Raw genomic sequence first — 16,754 nt, 5'->3', positions numbered from 1 at the left:
ATCAATATGGCGCAATTCTACTCTCCAAACCGACGTGTGACGACCCGACAAACGATAACTGTGACAGTAAATTCTCTTGATCCCTTTGGTCAGGGGGTTGCACGCGAGAAAGGCAAAGCTATTTTTATCCCTGGGGTTCTACCGGGGGAGCAAGCTGAAATTGAGCTGATCGAGCAAAAACGCCAGTATAGTCGCGGTAAACTTAAACATTTGTTGAACCAATGCAGTGAAAGAGTGACTCCTCCTTGCCCTCACTTTGGAATTTGTGGAGGCTGTCAGCAGCAGCACGCTTGTAGCCAGCTACAGCAAGATAGCAAAGCAGATTCGCTCAGGCGGCTGCTTGTTAACGCGACGGGGGCTTGCCCTGCATTAGGCCCGGTTATCTGTGGGCCAGAGTATGGTTATCGGCGGCGAGCGAGGTTGGGTTTACTCTATCAACCCAAACAGCAGCGATTGCAAATGGGTTTCCATCAAACCGAATCTCACGACTTGGTTAGTGTAAAGCACTGCCCTGTCTTACGGCCTGAATTGGAACGACTGCTACAGCCGCTTTATCAGTGCTTATCTGCCTTGCAGGCTGTGCGCCGGTTAGGGCATGTGGAACTGGTGCTGGCTGATAATGGGCCGTTGCTGGTTTTACGTCACCTTGATACCCTTAATGACGTAGATCGCGCAGCGCTAACTGATTTTGCCCAGCGGGAACGGGTTGCCGTCTATCTGGCCGCTGACAGCGAGAATCTGGAAAAACTCATTGGTGAGGATCCCTATTACCAAATAGACGGTCTACGCTTAGCATTTCATCCACGGGATTTTATTCAGGTTAATGATACGGTCAACCAACAAATGGTGGCCCAGGCTCTGGCATGGCTTGATGTACAACCTGACGAGCGGGTACTGGATCTCTTCTGCGGTATGGGTAATTTCACGTTGCCGTTGGCAAAGCGTGCGCGTGAGGTTGTCGGGGTGGAAGGAGTTGCGGAGCTGGTGGCGAATGGGCAGTATAATGCGCAGAGCAATGCATTAGCCAACGTGTCATTTTTCCATGAAAATCTTGAATCCGACATCAGCCGCCAGCCGTGGGCGACACAAGGATTCGATAAAGTATTATTAGACCCCGCTCGCGCAGGTGCTGCCGGGGTGATGTCACATATAGTCAAACTGGCGCCAAAGCGGGTGGTGTATGTTTCGTGTAATCCCACTACGCTGGCACGGGATAGTCAGGTGTTGTTAGCCGCCGGTTACCGTCTTGCTCAGGTGCGAATGTTGGATATGTTTCCCCACACCGGGCATCTTGAATCTATGGCGCTGTTCATGCAGGAGCCAGGGGTCGCAAAGTAGGGAGAAGTTATGGTTGCGGTACGAAGTGCACATTTGAATCCGGCGGGTGAGTTTGCTCTCGACGATTGGATCGCCAGCTTGGGGCTTCCTAATCCGCAGTCAGGTGAGCGATTGGCCGAAACCTGGCGTTACTGTGAGCAACAGACGCAAAACCATCCTGATGCCTCGTTATTGTTGTGGCGCGGCCTTGAAATGGTTGAAATTCTTTCCACTCTGAGCATGGACAACGACAGTATGCGCGCGGCGCTACTGTTCCCACTGGTGGATGCCAATGTGGTGGATGAAACCACCCTGACTGAGCAATTTGGCAAGGGTATCACCTATCTGGTGCATGGCGTGCGTGATATGGACGCTATCCGCCAGTTAAAAGCCACTCACAACGACTCCATGAGTTCTGAGCAAGTGGATAATGTGCGTCGTATGCTGCTGGCGATGGTGGAGGATTTTCGCTGTGTGGTCATTAAGCTGGCTGAGCGTATTGCCCATCTGCGTGAAGTAAAAGATGCGCCGGAAGATGAACGGGTGCTGGCGGCTAAAGAGTGTTCCAATATTTATGCCCCGTTGGCTAACCGCTTGGGTATCGGCCAGATTAAGTGGGAGTTGGAAGACTTCTGCTTTCGCTACCTACATCCAGATGAATATAAACAAATTGCCAAATTGCTTCACGAACGCCGTATCGATCGTGAACAATTTATTGATGACTTCGTGGCTTCATTGCGCAAAGCAATGGCTGATGAAGGTATCAAAGCTGATATTTATGGCCGCCCCAAGCATATCTACAGCATTTGGCGCAAGATGCAGAAAAAATCGTTGGCCTTCGATGAGTTATTCGATGTGCGCGCCGTGCGAGTGGTGGTAGAGCGTTTGCAAGACTGCTATGCCGCATTGGGGATTGTACATACCCATTTCCGTCATTTGCCTGATGAGTTTGATGATTACGTCGCTAACCCTAAACCCAATGGCTACCAGTCAATTCATACTGTAGTCCTCGGGCCGCGTGGGAAAACGCTGGAAATTCAGATTCGTACCCGCCAGATGCATGAAGATGCTGAACTGGGGGTTGCTGCTCACTGGAAGTACAAAGAAGGTGCCGTGGCGGCAGGTCGTTCTGGCTATGAAGGGCGTATTGCCTGGTTACGTAAGCTGATTGCCTGGCAGGAAGAGATGGCAGATTCCGGCGAGATGCTGGATGAAGTGCGCAGCCAGGTATTTGACGACCGGGTCTATGTGTTTACCCCGAAAGGCGATGTTATTGATTTACCTGCCGGTTCGACCCCACTCGACTTTGCTTACCATATTCACAGTGATGTGGGGCACCGCTGCATTGGTGCTAAAATCAGTGGCCGAATTGTGCCGTTTACCTATCAATTGCAGATGGGTGATCAGATTGAAATTATCACTCAGAAGCAACCCAATCCAAGCCGTGACTGGCTGAATCCTAACCTCGGTTACGTCACTACCAGTCGTGGGCGATCTAAGATCCATAACTGGTTTAGAAAACAAGATAGAGACAAGAATATTCTTGCTGGTCGGCAGATGCTGGACGACGAACTAGAGCATATGGATATCAGCTTGAAAGAGGCTGAGAAGCTACTGGTTCCGCGCTATAACATGAATTCGATGGATGAAGTGTTGGCGGCCATTGGCGGCGGTGATATCCGCCTAAACCAGATGGTTAACTTCCTGCAAGGCAAACTGAATAAGCCCACAGCGGAAGAGGCTGATTTAGAAGCATTACGTCATCTGAATAATAAGCATCAGCCGCCACCACGTAACGCCAGCAAAGACAGCGGGCGCATTGTGGTCGAAGGCGTTGGCAATCTGATGCACCATATCGCCCGCTGCTGCCAGCCTATCCCCGGTGATGAGATTATTGGCTTTATCACCCAAGGGCGGGGGATATCCATTCATCGTGCTGATTGTGAACAACTGGCTGAATTGCAGTCTCATGCGCCAGAGCGGATTGTTGATGCGGTTTGGGGCGAGAGTTACTCCAGTGGCTATTCATTAGTGGTGCGAGTGACCGCCAATGATCGCAGCGGTTTGCTACGTGATATCACCACCATCCTGGCGAACGAAAAAGTTAATGTACTGGGTGTTGCCAGCCGCAGCGATACCAAAAAGATGGTAGCTACCATCGATATGGATATCGAGATCTACAACTTGCAGGTGCTGGGTAGGGTATTAGCCAAGCTGAATCAGTTGCCGGATGTGATAGATGCCCGTCGGCTACACGGCAATTAATTTTTTTGATCTGAACGGCTACTGCGCTTTGGCATATTGATATTGGGCAGTGCTCGCCCTCCTCACGTACTGCGTGTACGCTCCGGGGGCTGTGCGCTGGCTGCAATCAATCTGCCTGCGCTCGCTACGCCTCGAATTTTAAAAAGCAAAAAAGTGAATAAATTGAGATGACCCAGCCAGTAACTACCTCTGACTCCACCGCCTTAGCCCTGCAACGTCTGTTGGACATTATGCGTACCTTACGTGACCCGGAGCACGGCTGTCCGTGGGATCGTAAGCAGACTTTTGACACTATCGCGCCCTATACATTAGAAGAAACTTACGAGGTGCTTGACGCGATTGCGCGTAAGGATTTTGACGATTTACGTGATGAGTTAGGCGACTTGCTGTTCCAGGTAGTGTTTTATGCTCAAATGGGGCAGGAACAGGGATTGTTTGCGTTTGATGATGTTTGTCATGCCATCAGCGATAAACTGGAGCGTCGTCACCCGCATGTATTCCCTAATGCGGCGCTAAACGCCACTGACGTAGCGATTAGCAGTGAGGCTGCGCTAGCGGGCTGGGAATCGCGTAAAGCCGAGGAAAGGGCGGAGAAAGCTCTGTATTCGGCACTGGATGATATTCCCGATGCACTGCCGGCATTGATGAAAGCCCATAAAATCCAAAAGCGCTGCGCGGCGGTTGGTTTTGATTGGGACACTCTTGGCCCGGTGCTGGACAAAGTCTACGAAGAGATCGACGAAGTGATGTTCGAAGCGCGGCAAGCGGTGGTGGACCAAGATAAACTGGGTGAAGAAATTGGCGATTTGCTGTTTGCTACGGTTAACTTATCGCGTCATTTAGGCCATAAAGCTGAAAATGCCTTACAAGCTGCTAACCGCAAGTTTGAACGGCGTTTTCGCCAGGTAGAACAAATAGTTATACAATCAGGTCGGACCATGGAGAGCGCCACGCTGGAAGAAATGGAAGCGGCCTGGCAGCAAGTTAAAAAGCAAGAAACTGAAATTTAAGGTGTTTTAATTCATTTGACCGATGGTTGTTGAATTTTAATTGCGTTAATATATTGAATTATAACGGATAGCGAGACGATGTTCCGCGCGGTTTTGGGCGCGAAAACGGCCACTGGCGCGGAGATAGTTTGTAGCGAAACCAAGGTTCGAGTATACTACTTTCCCGTCTTGGTTCTTCCATCGTCTTTAAACCTAAACTCTCAGGTTCAGCATGACAACTAATTATATTTTTGTGACCGGCGGGGTCGTATCCTCTCTGGGTAAAGGCATTGCCGCAGCCTCTCTGGCGGCTATACTTGAAGCCCGTGGCCTCAAGGTTACTATGATGAAACTGGACCCATATATTAACATGGATCCAGGCACCATGAGCCCGACTCAACACGGGGAAGTTTATGTCACCGATGATGGTGCTGAAACCGATCTGGATTTAGGTCACTATGAGCGCTTCATTCGCACTAAAATGACCCGTCGCAACAACTTCACCGCTGGTCGTATCTATTCCGATGTTCTACGCAAAGAACGCCGTGGCGACTACTTAGGTGCAACCATTCAGGTTATTCCTCATATCACCAATGCTATCAAAGAGCGCATCGTTGAAGGTGGCGAAGGCTATGATGTGGTATTGGTTGAAATCGGCGGTACCGTAGGTGATATCGAATCCCTGCCATTCCTCGAAGCCATTCGTCAAATGGCGTGGGAAGTGGGCCGCGAACACAGCCTTTACATGCACCTGACGCTGGTTCCTTATCTGGCGGCGGCTGGTGAAGTGAAAACCAAGCCAACACAACATTCGGTAAAAGAGCTGCTGTCCATTGGTATTCAGCCCGATGTGCTGATTTGCCGTTCTGATCGCGTAGTTCCTGCTAATGAACGCGCTAAAATTGCCTTGTTCTGCAATGTGCCAGAAAAAGCGGTTATCTCGCTAAAAGATGTTGATTCTATTTATAAAATCCCAGGGCTATTGAAATCACAGGGCCTTGACGATTATATTTGTAAACGATTCAGCTTAACTTGTCCTGAAGCAAATCTCGCAGAATGGGAACAGGTATTATACGAAGAGTCGAATCCAGGTGGCGAAGTGACCATTGGGATGATTGGCAAATACGTAGAATTGCCGGATGCCTATAAATCTGTGATTGAAGCGCTCAAACACGGTGGGCTGAAAAATCGCCTAACGGTGAACATCAAGCTAATCGATTCGCAAGATGTAGAAACGCGCGGCGAAGAGATGCTGAAAGGGCTGGATGCTATTCTAATCCCAGGTGGCTTTGGCTACCGTGGTGTGGAAGGCAAGGTTCTGGCGGCGCGTTATGCCCGTGAACACAATATTCCTTATCTGGGCATTTGCCTGGGTATGCAAGTTGCACTGATGGAGTTTGCCCGCAACGTAGCGGGGATGGAAAACGCAAACTCCACAGAATTTGTGCCAGACTGTAAGTATCCGGTGGTTGCATTAATCACCGAATGGCGTGATGAAGACGGCAACGTTGAAGTACGTACGGAAGATAGCGATTTGGGCGGTACCATGCGGGTGGGTGGGCAGCAATGTCACCTGATCGAAGGTAGTCTGGTACGTCAGATGTATGGCGAACCTACCATCGTTGAGCGCCATCGTCATCGCTATGAAGTAAACAACATGTTGTTGAAGCAGATTGAAGCCGCCGGGTTGCGTGTAGCAGGGCGTTCTGCGGATAACAAACTGGTGGAAATTATCGAGTTACCAAACCACCCGTGGTTTGTGGCTTGTCAGTTCCATCCAGAATTTACTTCGACGCCACGTGATGGTCACCCGTTGTTCGCCGGCTTTGTTAAAGCGGCTGGTGATTATCAGAAGCGCCAGGTGAAATAAAATATTTGATAGAAGGGGCGGCAGCGATGTCGCCCCCTCTGTCTGGAGTTTTAGTTTAACTTGTACTGAGGAAAATCTAATGTCCAAAATCGTTAAAGTCATCGGTCGCGAAATCATCGACTCCCGTGGTAACCCAACTGTAGAAGCTGAAGTTCATCTGGAAGGCGGTTTTGTTGGTTTGGCTGCTGCACCATCAGGTGCTTCTACCGGTTCCCGTGAAGCACTGGAACTGCGTGACGGTGACAAATCCCGTTTCCTGGGCAAAGGCGTTCTGAAAGCCGTTGCCGCAGTAAATGGCCCAATTGCTCAGGCAGTTATGGGTAAAGATGCTAAAGACCAGGCCAACATCGATAAAATCATGATCGATCTGGACGGTACTGAGAACAAATCCCAGTTTGGTGCTAACGCCATTCTGGCTGTTTCTCTGGCAGCAGCGAAAGCAGCAGCAGCGTCTAAAGGCATGCCTTTGTACGAGCACATTGCTGAACTGAACGGCACCCCAGGCAAATTCTCTATGCCACTGCCGATGATGAACATCATCAACGGCGGCGAACATGCTGATAACAACGTTGATATTCAAGAGTTTATGATTCAGCCAGTAGGCGCTAAAACTCTGAAAGAAGCGGTTCGCATCGGTTCAGAAGTGTTCCATACCTTGGCTAAAGTTCTGAAGTCTAAAGGCATGAACACAGCGGTAGGCGACGAAGGCGGTTATGCACCAAACCTGGGTTCTAACGCCGAAGCACTGGCTGTTATCGCTGAAGCGGTAAAACAAGCAGGCTACGTGTTGGGTAAAGACGTTACTCTGGCTATGGACTGTGCGGCATCTGAGTTCTACAAAGATGGCAAATATGTTCTGGCTGGCGAAGGCAACAAAGCGTTCACTTCTGAAGAGTTCACTCACTTCCTGGAAGACCTGACCAAACAGTACCCAATCGTTTCCATCGAAGATGGCTTGGACGAATCTGACTGGGCTGGCTTCAAATACCAGACCGAAGTTCTGGGTGACAAAATCCAACTGGTTGGTGACGACCTGTTTGTAACCAACACCAAGATCCTGAAAGAAGGCATCGAGAAAGGTGTTGCTAACTCTATCTTGATCAAATTCAACCAGATCGGTTCTCTGACCGAAACTCTGGCTGCTATCAAGATGGCGAAAGATGCAGGTTACACCGCGGTTATCTCTCACCGTTCTGGCGAAACCGAAGATGCTACTATTGCCGATCTGGCAGTAGGTACCGCAGCAGGCCAAATCAAAACGGGTTCAATGAGCCGTTCTGACCGCGTTGCTAAATACAACCAACTGATCCGTATCGAAGAAGCGCTGGGCGACCGCGCACCATTCAACGGTCTGAAAGAAGTGAAAGGCCAGTAATTACTGTGCTTTACCTTTCGTAAAACAGTTTGTTGATAAAACCCGCCTTAATAGGCGGGTTTTTTTATGGCATAGGGCGGTTAAGCCTCGGTAATATGCTGGCCGTGAGTTGAGGTTTTTTAGTTTTTAAGCGAGTTGATCTGTTACTTTTGTAAATTAGCCTCTTGTTACCAATTGCTTACCTTTGCGGGTTAATCTGAATCTCACCAACCCCACACATCGGCTTCACATCTCTTACACTGCTGCCGTGCAGATAATTCATCACCCGTTATCATTAATGTGTACCCGAATGATTCGGCAATAATGCATAAAGGAAGATAACGGATGAAACTGAAATATTTAACGTTGCCAGCGATGCTTTTTACCAGCAGTGTGCTGGCTGCGGGCGTTACGGTGACCATGAACGAAGCACTCCCTGAAGGTAATGGCAAGGCTCTGGGCACGGTGACAGTGACTGAAACGCCTTATGGTTTACTGTTCACGCCTCATTTGACCGGGTTGGTGGCGGGGATACATGGGTTCCATCTGCATGAAAACCCAAGTTGTGCTCCAGGGCAGAAAGACGGTAAACCCGTGCCAGCACTTGCTGCCGGCGGCCATTTTGATCCACAAAAAACGGCCGTACACCTTGGGCCTTATAATGATAAAGGGCATCTGGGGGATTTGCCGGGGCTGGTTGTGAATGCTGATGGCAGCGCGACTTATCAGGTATTAGCTCCACGCCTGAAATCACTCTCTGAACTGAAACAGCATGCCTTGATGATTCATGCCGGTGGTGATAACTATGCCGATCATCCAATGCCGCTAGGCGGTGGCGGTGCGCGCATGGCTTGTGGCGTGATTGAGTAACACTCTGATACCAGCCAAACTGGCAGCCCCTTTTTCGGGCAATTGCCTTGCCAGTTTGGTCACAGCCAGAGAATCTGCGATAATCGCTCATTGACCTTAATGACGATGAGATACAGATGCGGTACCCGATTAATGAGATGTTCCAAACCTTGCAAGGCGAGGGTTACTTCACCGGTGTACCGGCGATCTTTGTGCGCTTGCAGGGCTGCCCGGTAGGTTGTAGCTGGTGTGATACCAAACACACTTGGGAAAAGGAAGCCGATCGGGAAGTCGATATGCAGCGCATTATGGTTAAAACCGCAGAAAGTGATGCCTGGGGGGAGGCCAGCGCACAGCAGCTATTAGATATTTTCTCTCAGCAGGGATATACCGCACGCCACGTTGTCATCACTGGTGGAGAACCCGCTATTTACGACTTGTTCCCCTTAACCTCATTGTTGGAGCAGGCCGGTTATAGCTGCCAGATTGAAACCAGCGGCACGCATGATGTCCGGTGTTCAGCGACGACGTGGGTGACGGTTTCGCCAAAAGTGAATATGCGTGGTGGTCTGAAAGTATTGCCTCAAGCATTGCAACGCGCCGATGAGATTAAACATCCGGTTGGCCGCATGCGGGATATCGAGGCATTAGAGGTGCTACTTGCCACGCTAGATGACGACAAAAAGCGGATTATTGCGCTACAACCCATCAGCCAGAAAGACGACGCCACCAAGCTCTGTATAGAAACCTGCATTGCCAAGAATTGGCGGCTGTCGATGCAGACGCATAAGTATTTAAATATCGCTTAATCCCCTTCGTCCTTGCCGCCGCAGCCGTGCTGCGGCGTTCATTACTCGGCCCGTCCATGGGCCTCACTCTGCGGGCCAGCGCATGCTGCCTTGCTGCAAGATCAATGACTTTGCGGAGCGATTTGTTAGTCGCGATTTATTCGCCGCGATAAACGCAGCCCGCAGAACAGGTCTCTTTCACCATCACTGCGCTCAGTTCTGGTAGCTGCGGTTTAAGCTGTTGCCAAATCCAACTGGCCAGCACTTCACTGGTCGGGTTTTCCAAGCCAGGAATATCATTCAGATAGTAGTGATCCAGTCGTTCCCAAATAGGTTTAAATGCTGCTTTCAGATCAGCAAAATCCATCACCCAGCCGGAGTGAGCATCCACTTCACCGGTAACCTCGATACGGACCATAAATGAATGACCGTGCAAACGGCCACATTTATGGCCTTCCGCAACATGGGGCAGCCGGTGAGCGGCTTCAAATTGAAAATCTTTAAATAGAGTGGTGCTCATAGTCCTGACCTTATTGACTCAAAAAACCGCCGCATAGTACCGGAAAGCACCGCTACTGGCTATGAAAGCGCATCAAGGGGAGCGCTTATTGGCCCCTGCCAACCCAGCTTCTTACTCGTAGCTTACTGATTTATATGCAGACGTAGTAAATTAACGGTTTGGCCTGGGCGGATGAAAATTTTCTTAATAAGTTGAACACTTTAACTCATATCCATTACCTGAAAAACCGCTTAGTCGTTTTGGTTATTTATTATTTCCATCGCTTCTTTAATTGTTATTATCGGGATGGTTAACCTTACAAACATTAAGAAATCTGTGCTGAAAATAGATCGGCTGACACTGGCTAAAGCTAAAGGGAATGCGTACTGCAATGACGACTCAGGTTCCTCCTACTTCTTTACTTCCGCTATCGCCGGAGCAGTTAGCCCGCTTACAGGCGGCGGTTGGTGAATTTTCCCCAACCCAAATGGCATGGTTGTCCGGTTATTTCTGGGGCATGGTTAATCAACAGCCAGGTGCGGCTGCAACCCCAGCGGCGGCGCTTTCGCCAGCGCTGACGATAACTCTGATATCTGCCTCTCAAACAGGGAATGCACGCCGCTTGGCGGAACAGCTACGCGATGACCTTCTGGCGGCTAAACTTAATGTCAATTTAGTCAATGCAGGTGATTATAAGTTTAAGCAAATTGCACAAGAACGCCTGTTAATTGTAGTTGCCTCCACTCAGGGCGAAGGTGAACCTGCGGAAGAAGCGGTTGCATTACACAAATTTCTATTCTCAAAAAAAGCCCCTAAATTGCCGGAAACCGCCTTTGCTGTGTTTGGGCTAGGGGATACGTCTTACGAACATTTTTGCCAAGCGGGTAAAGATTTCGACAGCAAATTGGCGGAACTTGGTGCTCAGCGGTTATTGGCTCGTGTCGATGCGGATGTGGAATATCAGGAATCTGCACAACAGTGGCGTCAGCAAATCGTTGCAGCGTTACAGGCACGGGTGCCTGCACAATCGGCAACTGCGGCGGCAGTAACACAAAGTGGTGCCGTGGATGAAATAACGTCCAGCCCATACAGCAAAACGGCACCACTGACTGCACAATTATCGGTGCAGCAAAAAGTGACAGGCCGTAACTCCGAAAAAGATGTTCGCCACATTGAAATAGATTTAGCTGATTCAGGTCTGCGTTACCAACCCGGTGATGCTCTGGGGGTCTGGTTTGATAACGACCCGGCACTGGTAGACGAGTTGCTTGCCCTGTTGTGGCTTAAAGGCGATGAACAAGTCAGTGTCGACGGGCAGAATCTGCCACTGGCACAGGCATTGCGCAGCCATTTTGAACTGACGCAAAACACCACGCTGATCGTTGATAAGTATGCGGCACTTTCCCGTGATGAGAAGCTGATTGCGTTGCTGGCAGATAAACCGGCGCTGCAACAATATGCCAAAAATACCCCGATCGTTGATATGGTCAGACAGGCTCCATCTGATCTCAATGCTGATCAATTGATTGCGCTGTTACGGCCACTGACGCCGCGCCTGTACTCCATTGCGTCCTCACAGGCTGAGACTGAAAATGAAGTACATATCACCGTGGGTGTGGTGCGCTATGACATTGATGGGCGACCGCGTACCGGAGGGGCATCAGGGTATTTGGCTGATCGGCTGGAAGTGGAGGGTGATATTCGTGTCTTTATCGAACATAACGATAACTTCCGCTTGCCTGCTAACCCGGAAACGCCAGTGATCATGATTGGTCCCGGTACCGGTATTGCGCCTTTCCGCGCCTTTATGCAACAGCGTGAGGCTGATGGTGCCAGTGGCAAGAATTGGTTGTTCTTTGGTAACCCCCATTTCACCGAGGATTTTCTCTATCAGGTTGAATGGCAGCGCTATGTTAAAGAAGGCTTGCTGACCCGCATTGATCTGGCTTGGTCGCGCGATCAGGCCCATAAAATATACGTACAAGACAAACTGCGTGCACAGGGCGCAGAACTGTGGAACTGGATACAACAAGGTGCCCACATTTACGTCTGTGGCGATGCTAACCGCATGGCCAAAGACGTTGAGCAAGTTTTACTGGACGTGGTGGCTGAGCACGGTGCAATGGATACCGAGCAGGCTGATGAATATTTAAGTGAGCTGCGCCTGGCGCGCCGTTATCAGCGGGATGTGTACTGATGAATGAAAAACACCCAGGGCCATTAGTCGTTGCCGGAAAACTCTCGGATGGCGAGCGTATGAAGTCGGAAAGTAATTTCCTGCGTGGGACCATTGCCAAAGACTTGAATGACGGTCTAACGGGTGGTTTCAATGGCGACAACTTCCTGTTGATCCGCTTCCACGGCATGTACCAGCAGGATGACCGCGATATTCGTGCTGAACGCGCCGAACAGAAGCTGGAACCGCGTCATGCCATGATGCTACGTTGCCGCTTGCCGGGGGGGATTATTACCCCACAGCAATGGTTGGGAATTGATAAGTTTGCGGCGGATAACACCTTATACGGCAGCATCCGTATCACCAACCGCCAGACATTCCAGTTCCATGGCATTTTGAAAGGCAATGTTAAACCGGCTCATCAGTTGCTTAATCAATTGGGGCTGGATGCGTTGGCGACGGCAAACGATGTAAACCGTAATGTACTGTGTACGTCGAACCCCGTGGAGTCAGTGTTACATCAGGAAGCCTACGAATGGGCGAAAAAGATTTCTGAGCATTTGCTGCCGCGTACTCGTGCTTATGCCGAAATTTGGTTGGATGCGGAAAAAGTGGCGACCACCGATGAAGAGCCGATTCTCGGAGCAACCTATTTACCGCGTAAATTTAAAACCACAGTTGTTATTCCGCCGCAAAATGATGTGGATCTACACGCCAATGACCTCAACTTTGTGGCTGTTGCTGATAAAGGCAAACTGATTGGCTTTAACGTGTTGGTCGGCGGTGGGCTATCTATTGCTCATGGTGATAAGAATACCTATCCCCGTAAAGCGAGTGAATTTGGCTACATTCCGCTACAGCACACGCTGGCTATCGCTGAAGCGGTTGTTACCACTCAACGTGATTGGGGCAATCGTACCGATCGCAAAAATGCTAAAACCAAATATACGCTGGAGCGAGTAGGGGTAGAAACCTTCAAAGCGGAAGTTGAAAAGCGCGCAGGCGTCAGTTTCAGTGCTATTAAGCCTTATCAATTTACCGGTCGTGGTGATCGCGTCGGCTGGGTGAAAGGCATTGATAAGAAATGGCATCTAACCCTGTTTATCGAAAATGGTCGTTTGCTAGATTATCCCGGCCGTAGCCTGAAAACCGGTGTGGCAGAAATTGCTAAAATCCATCAGGGTGATTTCCGCTTAACTGCGAATCAGAACCTGATTGTGGCAGGGGTGCCGGAAAAAGATAAAGCCCGTATTGAAGCGTTGGCCCGTGAGCATGGCTTGATGGATGACAGTGTCAGCCCGCAGCGTGAGAACTCCATGGCGTGTGTTTCATTCCCAACCTGTCCGCTGGCAATGGCAGAAGCGGAACGCTTCCTGCCGGAGTTTGTGACCCGAGTTGAGGATATTTTGCAGCGCCACGGTATTGCTGATGAACATATCGTTCTGCGAGTGACTGGCTGCCCGAACGGTTGTGGCCGTGCTTTACTGGCAGAAGTAGGGCTGGTGGGTAAAGCCGTTGGTCGTTATAACCTGCATCTGGGGGGCAACCGGGAAGGCACGCGGATACCGCGGATGTATCGTGAAAATATCACCGAAGATGAGATTTTATCGATTACTGATCTGTTGGTTGGGCGCTGGGCAAAAGAGCGCCATGCTGATGAAGGTTTCGGTGACTTTGTGATTCGCGTTGGTGTGATTGCCCCAGTGATTGATTCAGCCCGTGATTTTTATGACGTACAGGAGGCGGTGTGAGCCAATTTAACTTGAGTGAACTTAATGCCCTGCCGAAAGCGGAACAAGCGGCGGCACTGGCATTGGTTAACGGTCAACTTGAGCATTTTACCGCGCAAGAGCGGGTGAGCTGGGCATTGGAAAATCTACCGGCCGAATTTGTGCTTTCTTCCAGCTTTGGTATTCAGGCCGCCGTTTGTTTGCATCTTGTTACACGGCAACGCCCTGATATTCCGGTCATTCTCACTGATACCGGTTACTTATTCCCAGAAACCTATCAGTTTATTGATGACTTGACCGAGAAGCTTCAGCTTAACTTGCAGGTATTTCGTGCCCCACATAGCCCGGCTTGGCAGGAAGCCCGTTACGGCAAACTGTGGGAGCAGGGCGTCGAGGGTATTGAACGTTACAATGATCTGAACAAAGTGGAACCCATGAATCGGGCACTGGAGACTCTGGGCGCTCAAACGTGGTTTGCTGGTCTTCGCCGTGAACAATCAGGCAGCCGGGCGCAGCTACCGGTGTTAGCCATTCAGCGCGGTGTCTTCAAGTTGCTACCGATTATCGATTGGGACAATCGGCAGATTTACCAATATCTGACCCAAAATGGCCTGAGCTATCACCCTCTTTGGGAACAGGGTTACTTATCGGTTGGGGATACTCATACCACCCGTAAATGGGAACCGGGAATGAGCGAAGAGGAAACTCGCTTCTTTGGTTTGAAACGCGAATGCGGCCTGCATGAAGGCTGAGGCTAATATCAACGCTATTTATAGCCCTGTGAGTGTTACAGCTCAGTGAGTGAAAAGTAGACCGCCCCCGATGGGCGCTCCGGCGATTGATGCGTAACGCCTGCGCGCAACAGCACGCTCCCCCTTCATTTGATTTTATCAGTGGTCAGAGGGCGCTACCTGCGCCCTCATTTTTATTATCTATTAGCTGATGATTCTCTCACGCGCTAATTCAGCCAGAAATTGGCTACGGTTCTTATAACCCCGGTGTGTGGCGATAAACTTATCAATGGCGGTCAGCAGATTTTGCGACATAGTCAGATTGAATTTGACTGCCTTACTTTCATATTTGGCCGGATCAATCTCAACAAACCCCAAAATCCCCCCTTCTTCTTTTAACCGGGGATCCCCAATGTAACGTTGTGGATCTTTCGGAGGCGTGGGTAATGGAAAACCTTCATCCATCAGTGCTTCAATATGAACAGCAAAGGCTTCTTCGGCATTTTTACTGATATCGGCAAAGGTATTGCCAGCAAAGAAACAACCGTCAAGATCGGGAAAATATCCATCGAATCCTTCAGTGGTACTGAAAATAAAAATAGGGTAGATCATGGTTAACTCCCTAAGCGTTTATACCCGCCATGATTCAAACCATATGTGTGGAGGCGGCTCCCAGCGATTTATCGCCCTGGTGACTTCACACCTTCCAGCAACTTGAATGATTTAGGGTATGCGGCTTTGTTTAAATCAATTTAATTCCGGCAATCTGCTGAGCCTGCCGCAGAACACCTTTGGATGTATCCTTGCGCGGATGGGGCAGCGTAATGATCTTGCGTACACCCGGTTTGCACATCGTGACATGGCTACCGCCATTGGTTTTTTTACAACCCCTGATTTGCCAGCCCGTATCCTGCAATCGCTTTATTAATTCGCCACTCTCCATGTGACCTCCTGGTGAGTCGCTGGTGGGTATCATACCTACCAGCGAGATTGAGTCAATTAATTATGGGTACCATACCCACCAAGAGTTATACGTGAAAAGCACGAAAAAGGGCGATCATAATGATCACCCTGACGTTGAATTTATTGGTTTTTATCGGTGTTTTGCGCGAAGTTACGCAAAGCCCATATTATTTTTTATCGGCAGCGAGCGCTTGTATCAGGGGCAACAATATTTTCACACTATCGTGTGAACGTTTACTAATACGACCCGGTAAGTACTTATCCAGATAATTTAGGTTATCTAGCTGGCTTTGATGTCGGGTGATACCTTGAGGAAAGTGGCTACTGATGGCCCGTTGCTGACAACCATCTTTGTTACCCAAGCTATAGTTGCTTGCTTCAACAGATAACACCGGTAATCCGGCGCTATAAAAGATATTTTTATCCGCCCTACAGGGAGAGGTAATTTGGTTTTTTACTGTGGTGGCGGTGATACCATACCGACGTGCCAGTGTGAGTGCCTGATCTCTTGCTGCAATGGCTGAAGGCTGGTTACTGGCATTAAAATAGAGCCGGTCACCGGTAATCAGGCTATCTAAGTTGATCACCAGCAGTGTGTTGGCTTTCTCCGTTTTACTCATTCGTTGTAGATAGTTCTCGGCACCTTGTGCACCTATCTCCTCGGCGCTGAGTGCCACAAAACGCAAATCATAGCGTAGCGGTGTGTTTTTCAGTTGTTCAGCCAGTTCCAGCATAACGCCGACACCGGCGGCATTGTCATCAACACCTTGTAGCGTCAGCCCACCCAGATTTTTATCTAAATCTTTATCACTTTGCGGTGTGTAGGTATCAAAGTGCGCCATGATAATTATCTGTTTCTGGTCATCCGCATTGCCAGTCGCCAGTTTTTTACCGAGTGTTGTTATGTTGCGAGCGGCAATCACCGAGGTAGCACTCAGTGTTCGCCAGCTTTGTTTGCCATTTTTACTGGTATACAGATAACGGGTATTAAAACCCCGCAGGTTACTTTGATAACCCATCTGCTGAAAACGGTGGTTGATATACTCACCAGCCAGTAATTCTGCCGGGCTACCCGCCATACGGCCGGGAAAGTAGGTGCTGATATGGCGGATGTGTTGTTCAGCGATTCGACCAACGGGCTGAGTCGTAGCGGCATGCAACGGTAAGACGGTACTGAAACACAGGGTGAATAGTGCCCACTTTAGGCGACGGCGGGAAAACAT

Annotated in this window: 14 protein-coding genes; 10 read left to right on the top strand and 4 right to left on the bottom strand. The window is 49.7% G+C overall.

Annotated features, from left to right (window positions below; genetic code table 11):
* Positions 1–6: 6 nt before the first annotated feature.
* The 7 genes from rlmD to queE all read left to right on the top strand — a co-directional run bounded on the left by rlmD (position 7) and on the right by queE (position 9,453).
* Positions 7–1,338 (top strand): 23S rRNA (uracil(1939)-C(5))-methyltransferase RlmD, encoded by a 1,332-nt coding sequence (gene rlmD / locus EL015_RS17410; RefSeq protein ID WP_032905480.1) that lies wholly within the window; start codon positions 7–9, stop codon positions 1,336–1,338.
* 9 nt (positions 1,339–1,347) lie between these two features.
* Positions 1,348–3,582, top strand: a complete 2,235-nt coding sequence (gene relA / locus EL015_RS17405; RefSeq protein WP_005181587.1) for a GTP diphosphokinase — start codon at positions 1,348–1,350, stop codon at positions 3,580–3,582.
* Positions 3,583–3,749: 167 nt separating this feature from the next.
* Positions 3,750–4,592: a nucleoside triphosphate pyrophosphohydrolase gene (mazG, locus tag EL015_RS17400; protein WP_005181589.1), complete on the top strand. Its 843-nt coding sequence runs from the start codon at positions 3,750–3,752 to the stop codon at positions 4,590–4,592.
* A gap of 211 nt (positions 4,593–4,803) precedes the next feature.
* Complete coding sequence (gene pyrG / locus EL015_RS17395) at positions 4,804–6,441, top strand: glutamine hydrolyzing CTP synthase (RefSeq protein ID WP_005181590.1); 1,638 nt, start codon at positions 4,804–4,806, stop codon at positions 6,439–6,441.
* Positions 6,442–6,520: 79 nt separating this feature from the next.
* Positions 6,521–7,816, top strand: a complete 1,296-nt coding sequence (gene eno / locus EL015_RS17390; RefSeq protein WP_005181593.1) for a phosphopyruvate hydratase — start codon at positions 6,521–6,523, stop codon at positions 7,814–7,816.
* A 324-nt stretch (positions 7,817–8,140) separates the two neighbouring features.
* Positions 8,141–8,665, top strand: coding sequence for a superoxide dismutase family protein (sodC, locus tag EL015_RS17385; RefSeq protein ID WP_005181596.1), 525 nt, complete (start codon positions 8,141–8,143; stop codon positions 8,663–8,665).
* Between the two features lie 116 nt (positions 8,666–8,781).
* On the top strand, positions 8,782–9,453 hold the full coding sequence (gene queE, locus EL015_RS17380; RefSeq protein WP_032905481.1) for a 7-carboxy-7-deazaguanine synthase QueE: 672 nt from the start codon (positions 8,782–8,784) through the stop codon (positions 9,451–9,453).
* Positions 9,454–9,589: 136 nt separating this feature from the next.
* Here queE and queD read toward each other — a convergent pair whose 3' ends face one another.
* On the bottom strand, positions 9,590–9,952 hold the full coding sequence (gene queD, locus EL015_RS17375; RefSeq protein ID WP_005181601.1) for a 6-carboxytetrahydropterin synthase QueD: 363 nt from the start codon (positions 9,950–9,952) through the stop codon (positions 9,590–9,592).
* A gap of 370 nt (positions 9,953–10,322) precedes the next feature.
* On the opposite strand from queD, the gene cysJ reads away from it, so the two are divergent.
* From cysJ to EL015_RS17360, 3 genes are read left to right on the top strand one after another with little or no spacing between them, the layout of a single operon-like run.
* Positions 10,323–12,128, top strand: coding sequence for an NADPH-dependent assimilatory sulfite reductase flavoprotein subunit (gene cysJ / locus EL015_RS17370; protein WP_032905482.1), 1,806 nt, complete (start codon positions 10,323–10,325; stop codon positions 12,126–12,128).
* Entirely contained in the window at positions 12,128–13,858 is a 1,731-nt protein-coding gene (gene cysI / locus EL015_RS17365) for an assimilatory sulfite reductase (NADPH) hemoprotein subunit (RefSeq protein WP_032905483.1), read from the top strand. The genes cysJ and cysI overlap by 1 nt, the downstream gene beginning before the upstream one ends.
* Positions 13,855–14,589, top strand: a complete 735-nt coding sequence (locus EL015_RS17360) for a phosphoadenylyl-sulfate reductase (protein ID WP_032905484.1) — start codon at positions 13,855–13,857, stop codon at positions 14,587–14,589. The genes cysI and EL015_RS17360 overlap by 4 nt, the downstream gene beginning before the upstream one ends.
* 183 nt (positions 14,590–14,772) lie before the next feature.
* Here EL015_RS17360 and EL015_RS17355 read toward each other — a convergent pair whose 3' ends face one another.
* The 3 genes from EL015_RS17355 to EL015_RS17340 all read right to left on the bottom strand — a co-directional run bounded on the left by EL015_RS17355 (position 14,773) and on the right by EL015_RS17340 (position 16,754).
* Positions 14,773–15,180, bottom strand: a complete 408-nt coding sequence (locus EL015_RS17355) for a type II toxin-antitoxin system HicB family antitoxin (RefSeq protein ID WP_005181621.1) — start codon at positions 15,178–15,180, stop codon at positions 14,773–14,775.
* Between the two features lie 130 nt (positions 15,181–15,310).
* Positions 15,311–15,511: a type II toxin-antitoxin system HicA family toxin gene (locus tag EL015_RS17350; RefSeq protein WP_005181624.1), complete on the bottom strand. Its 201-nt coding sequence runs from the start codon at positions 15,509–15,511 to the stop codon at positions 15,311–15,313.
* A gap of 187 nt (positions 15,512–15,698) precedes the next feature.
* On the bottom strand, positions 15,699–16,754 hold the full coding sequence (locus EL015_RS17340; RefSeq protein WP_005181628.1) for an aminopeptidase: 1,056 nt from the start codon (positions 16,752–16,754) through the stop codon (positions 15,699–15,701).

Source organism: Yersinia intermedia (assembly GCF_900635455.1).
GTDB lineage: Bacteria > Pseudomonadota > Gammaproteobacteria > Enterobacterales > Enterobacteriaceae > Yersinia > Yersinia intermedia.
The sequence above is the reverse complement of the archived record's forward strand: the minus strand, read 5'-3'. Positions and strand labels throughout refer to the sequence as shown.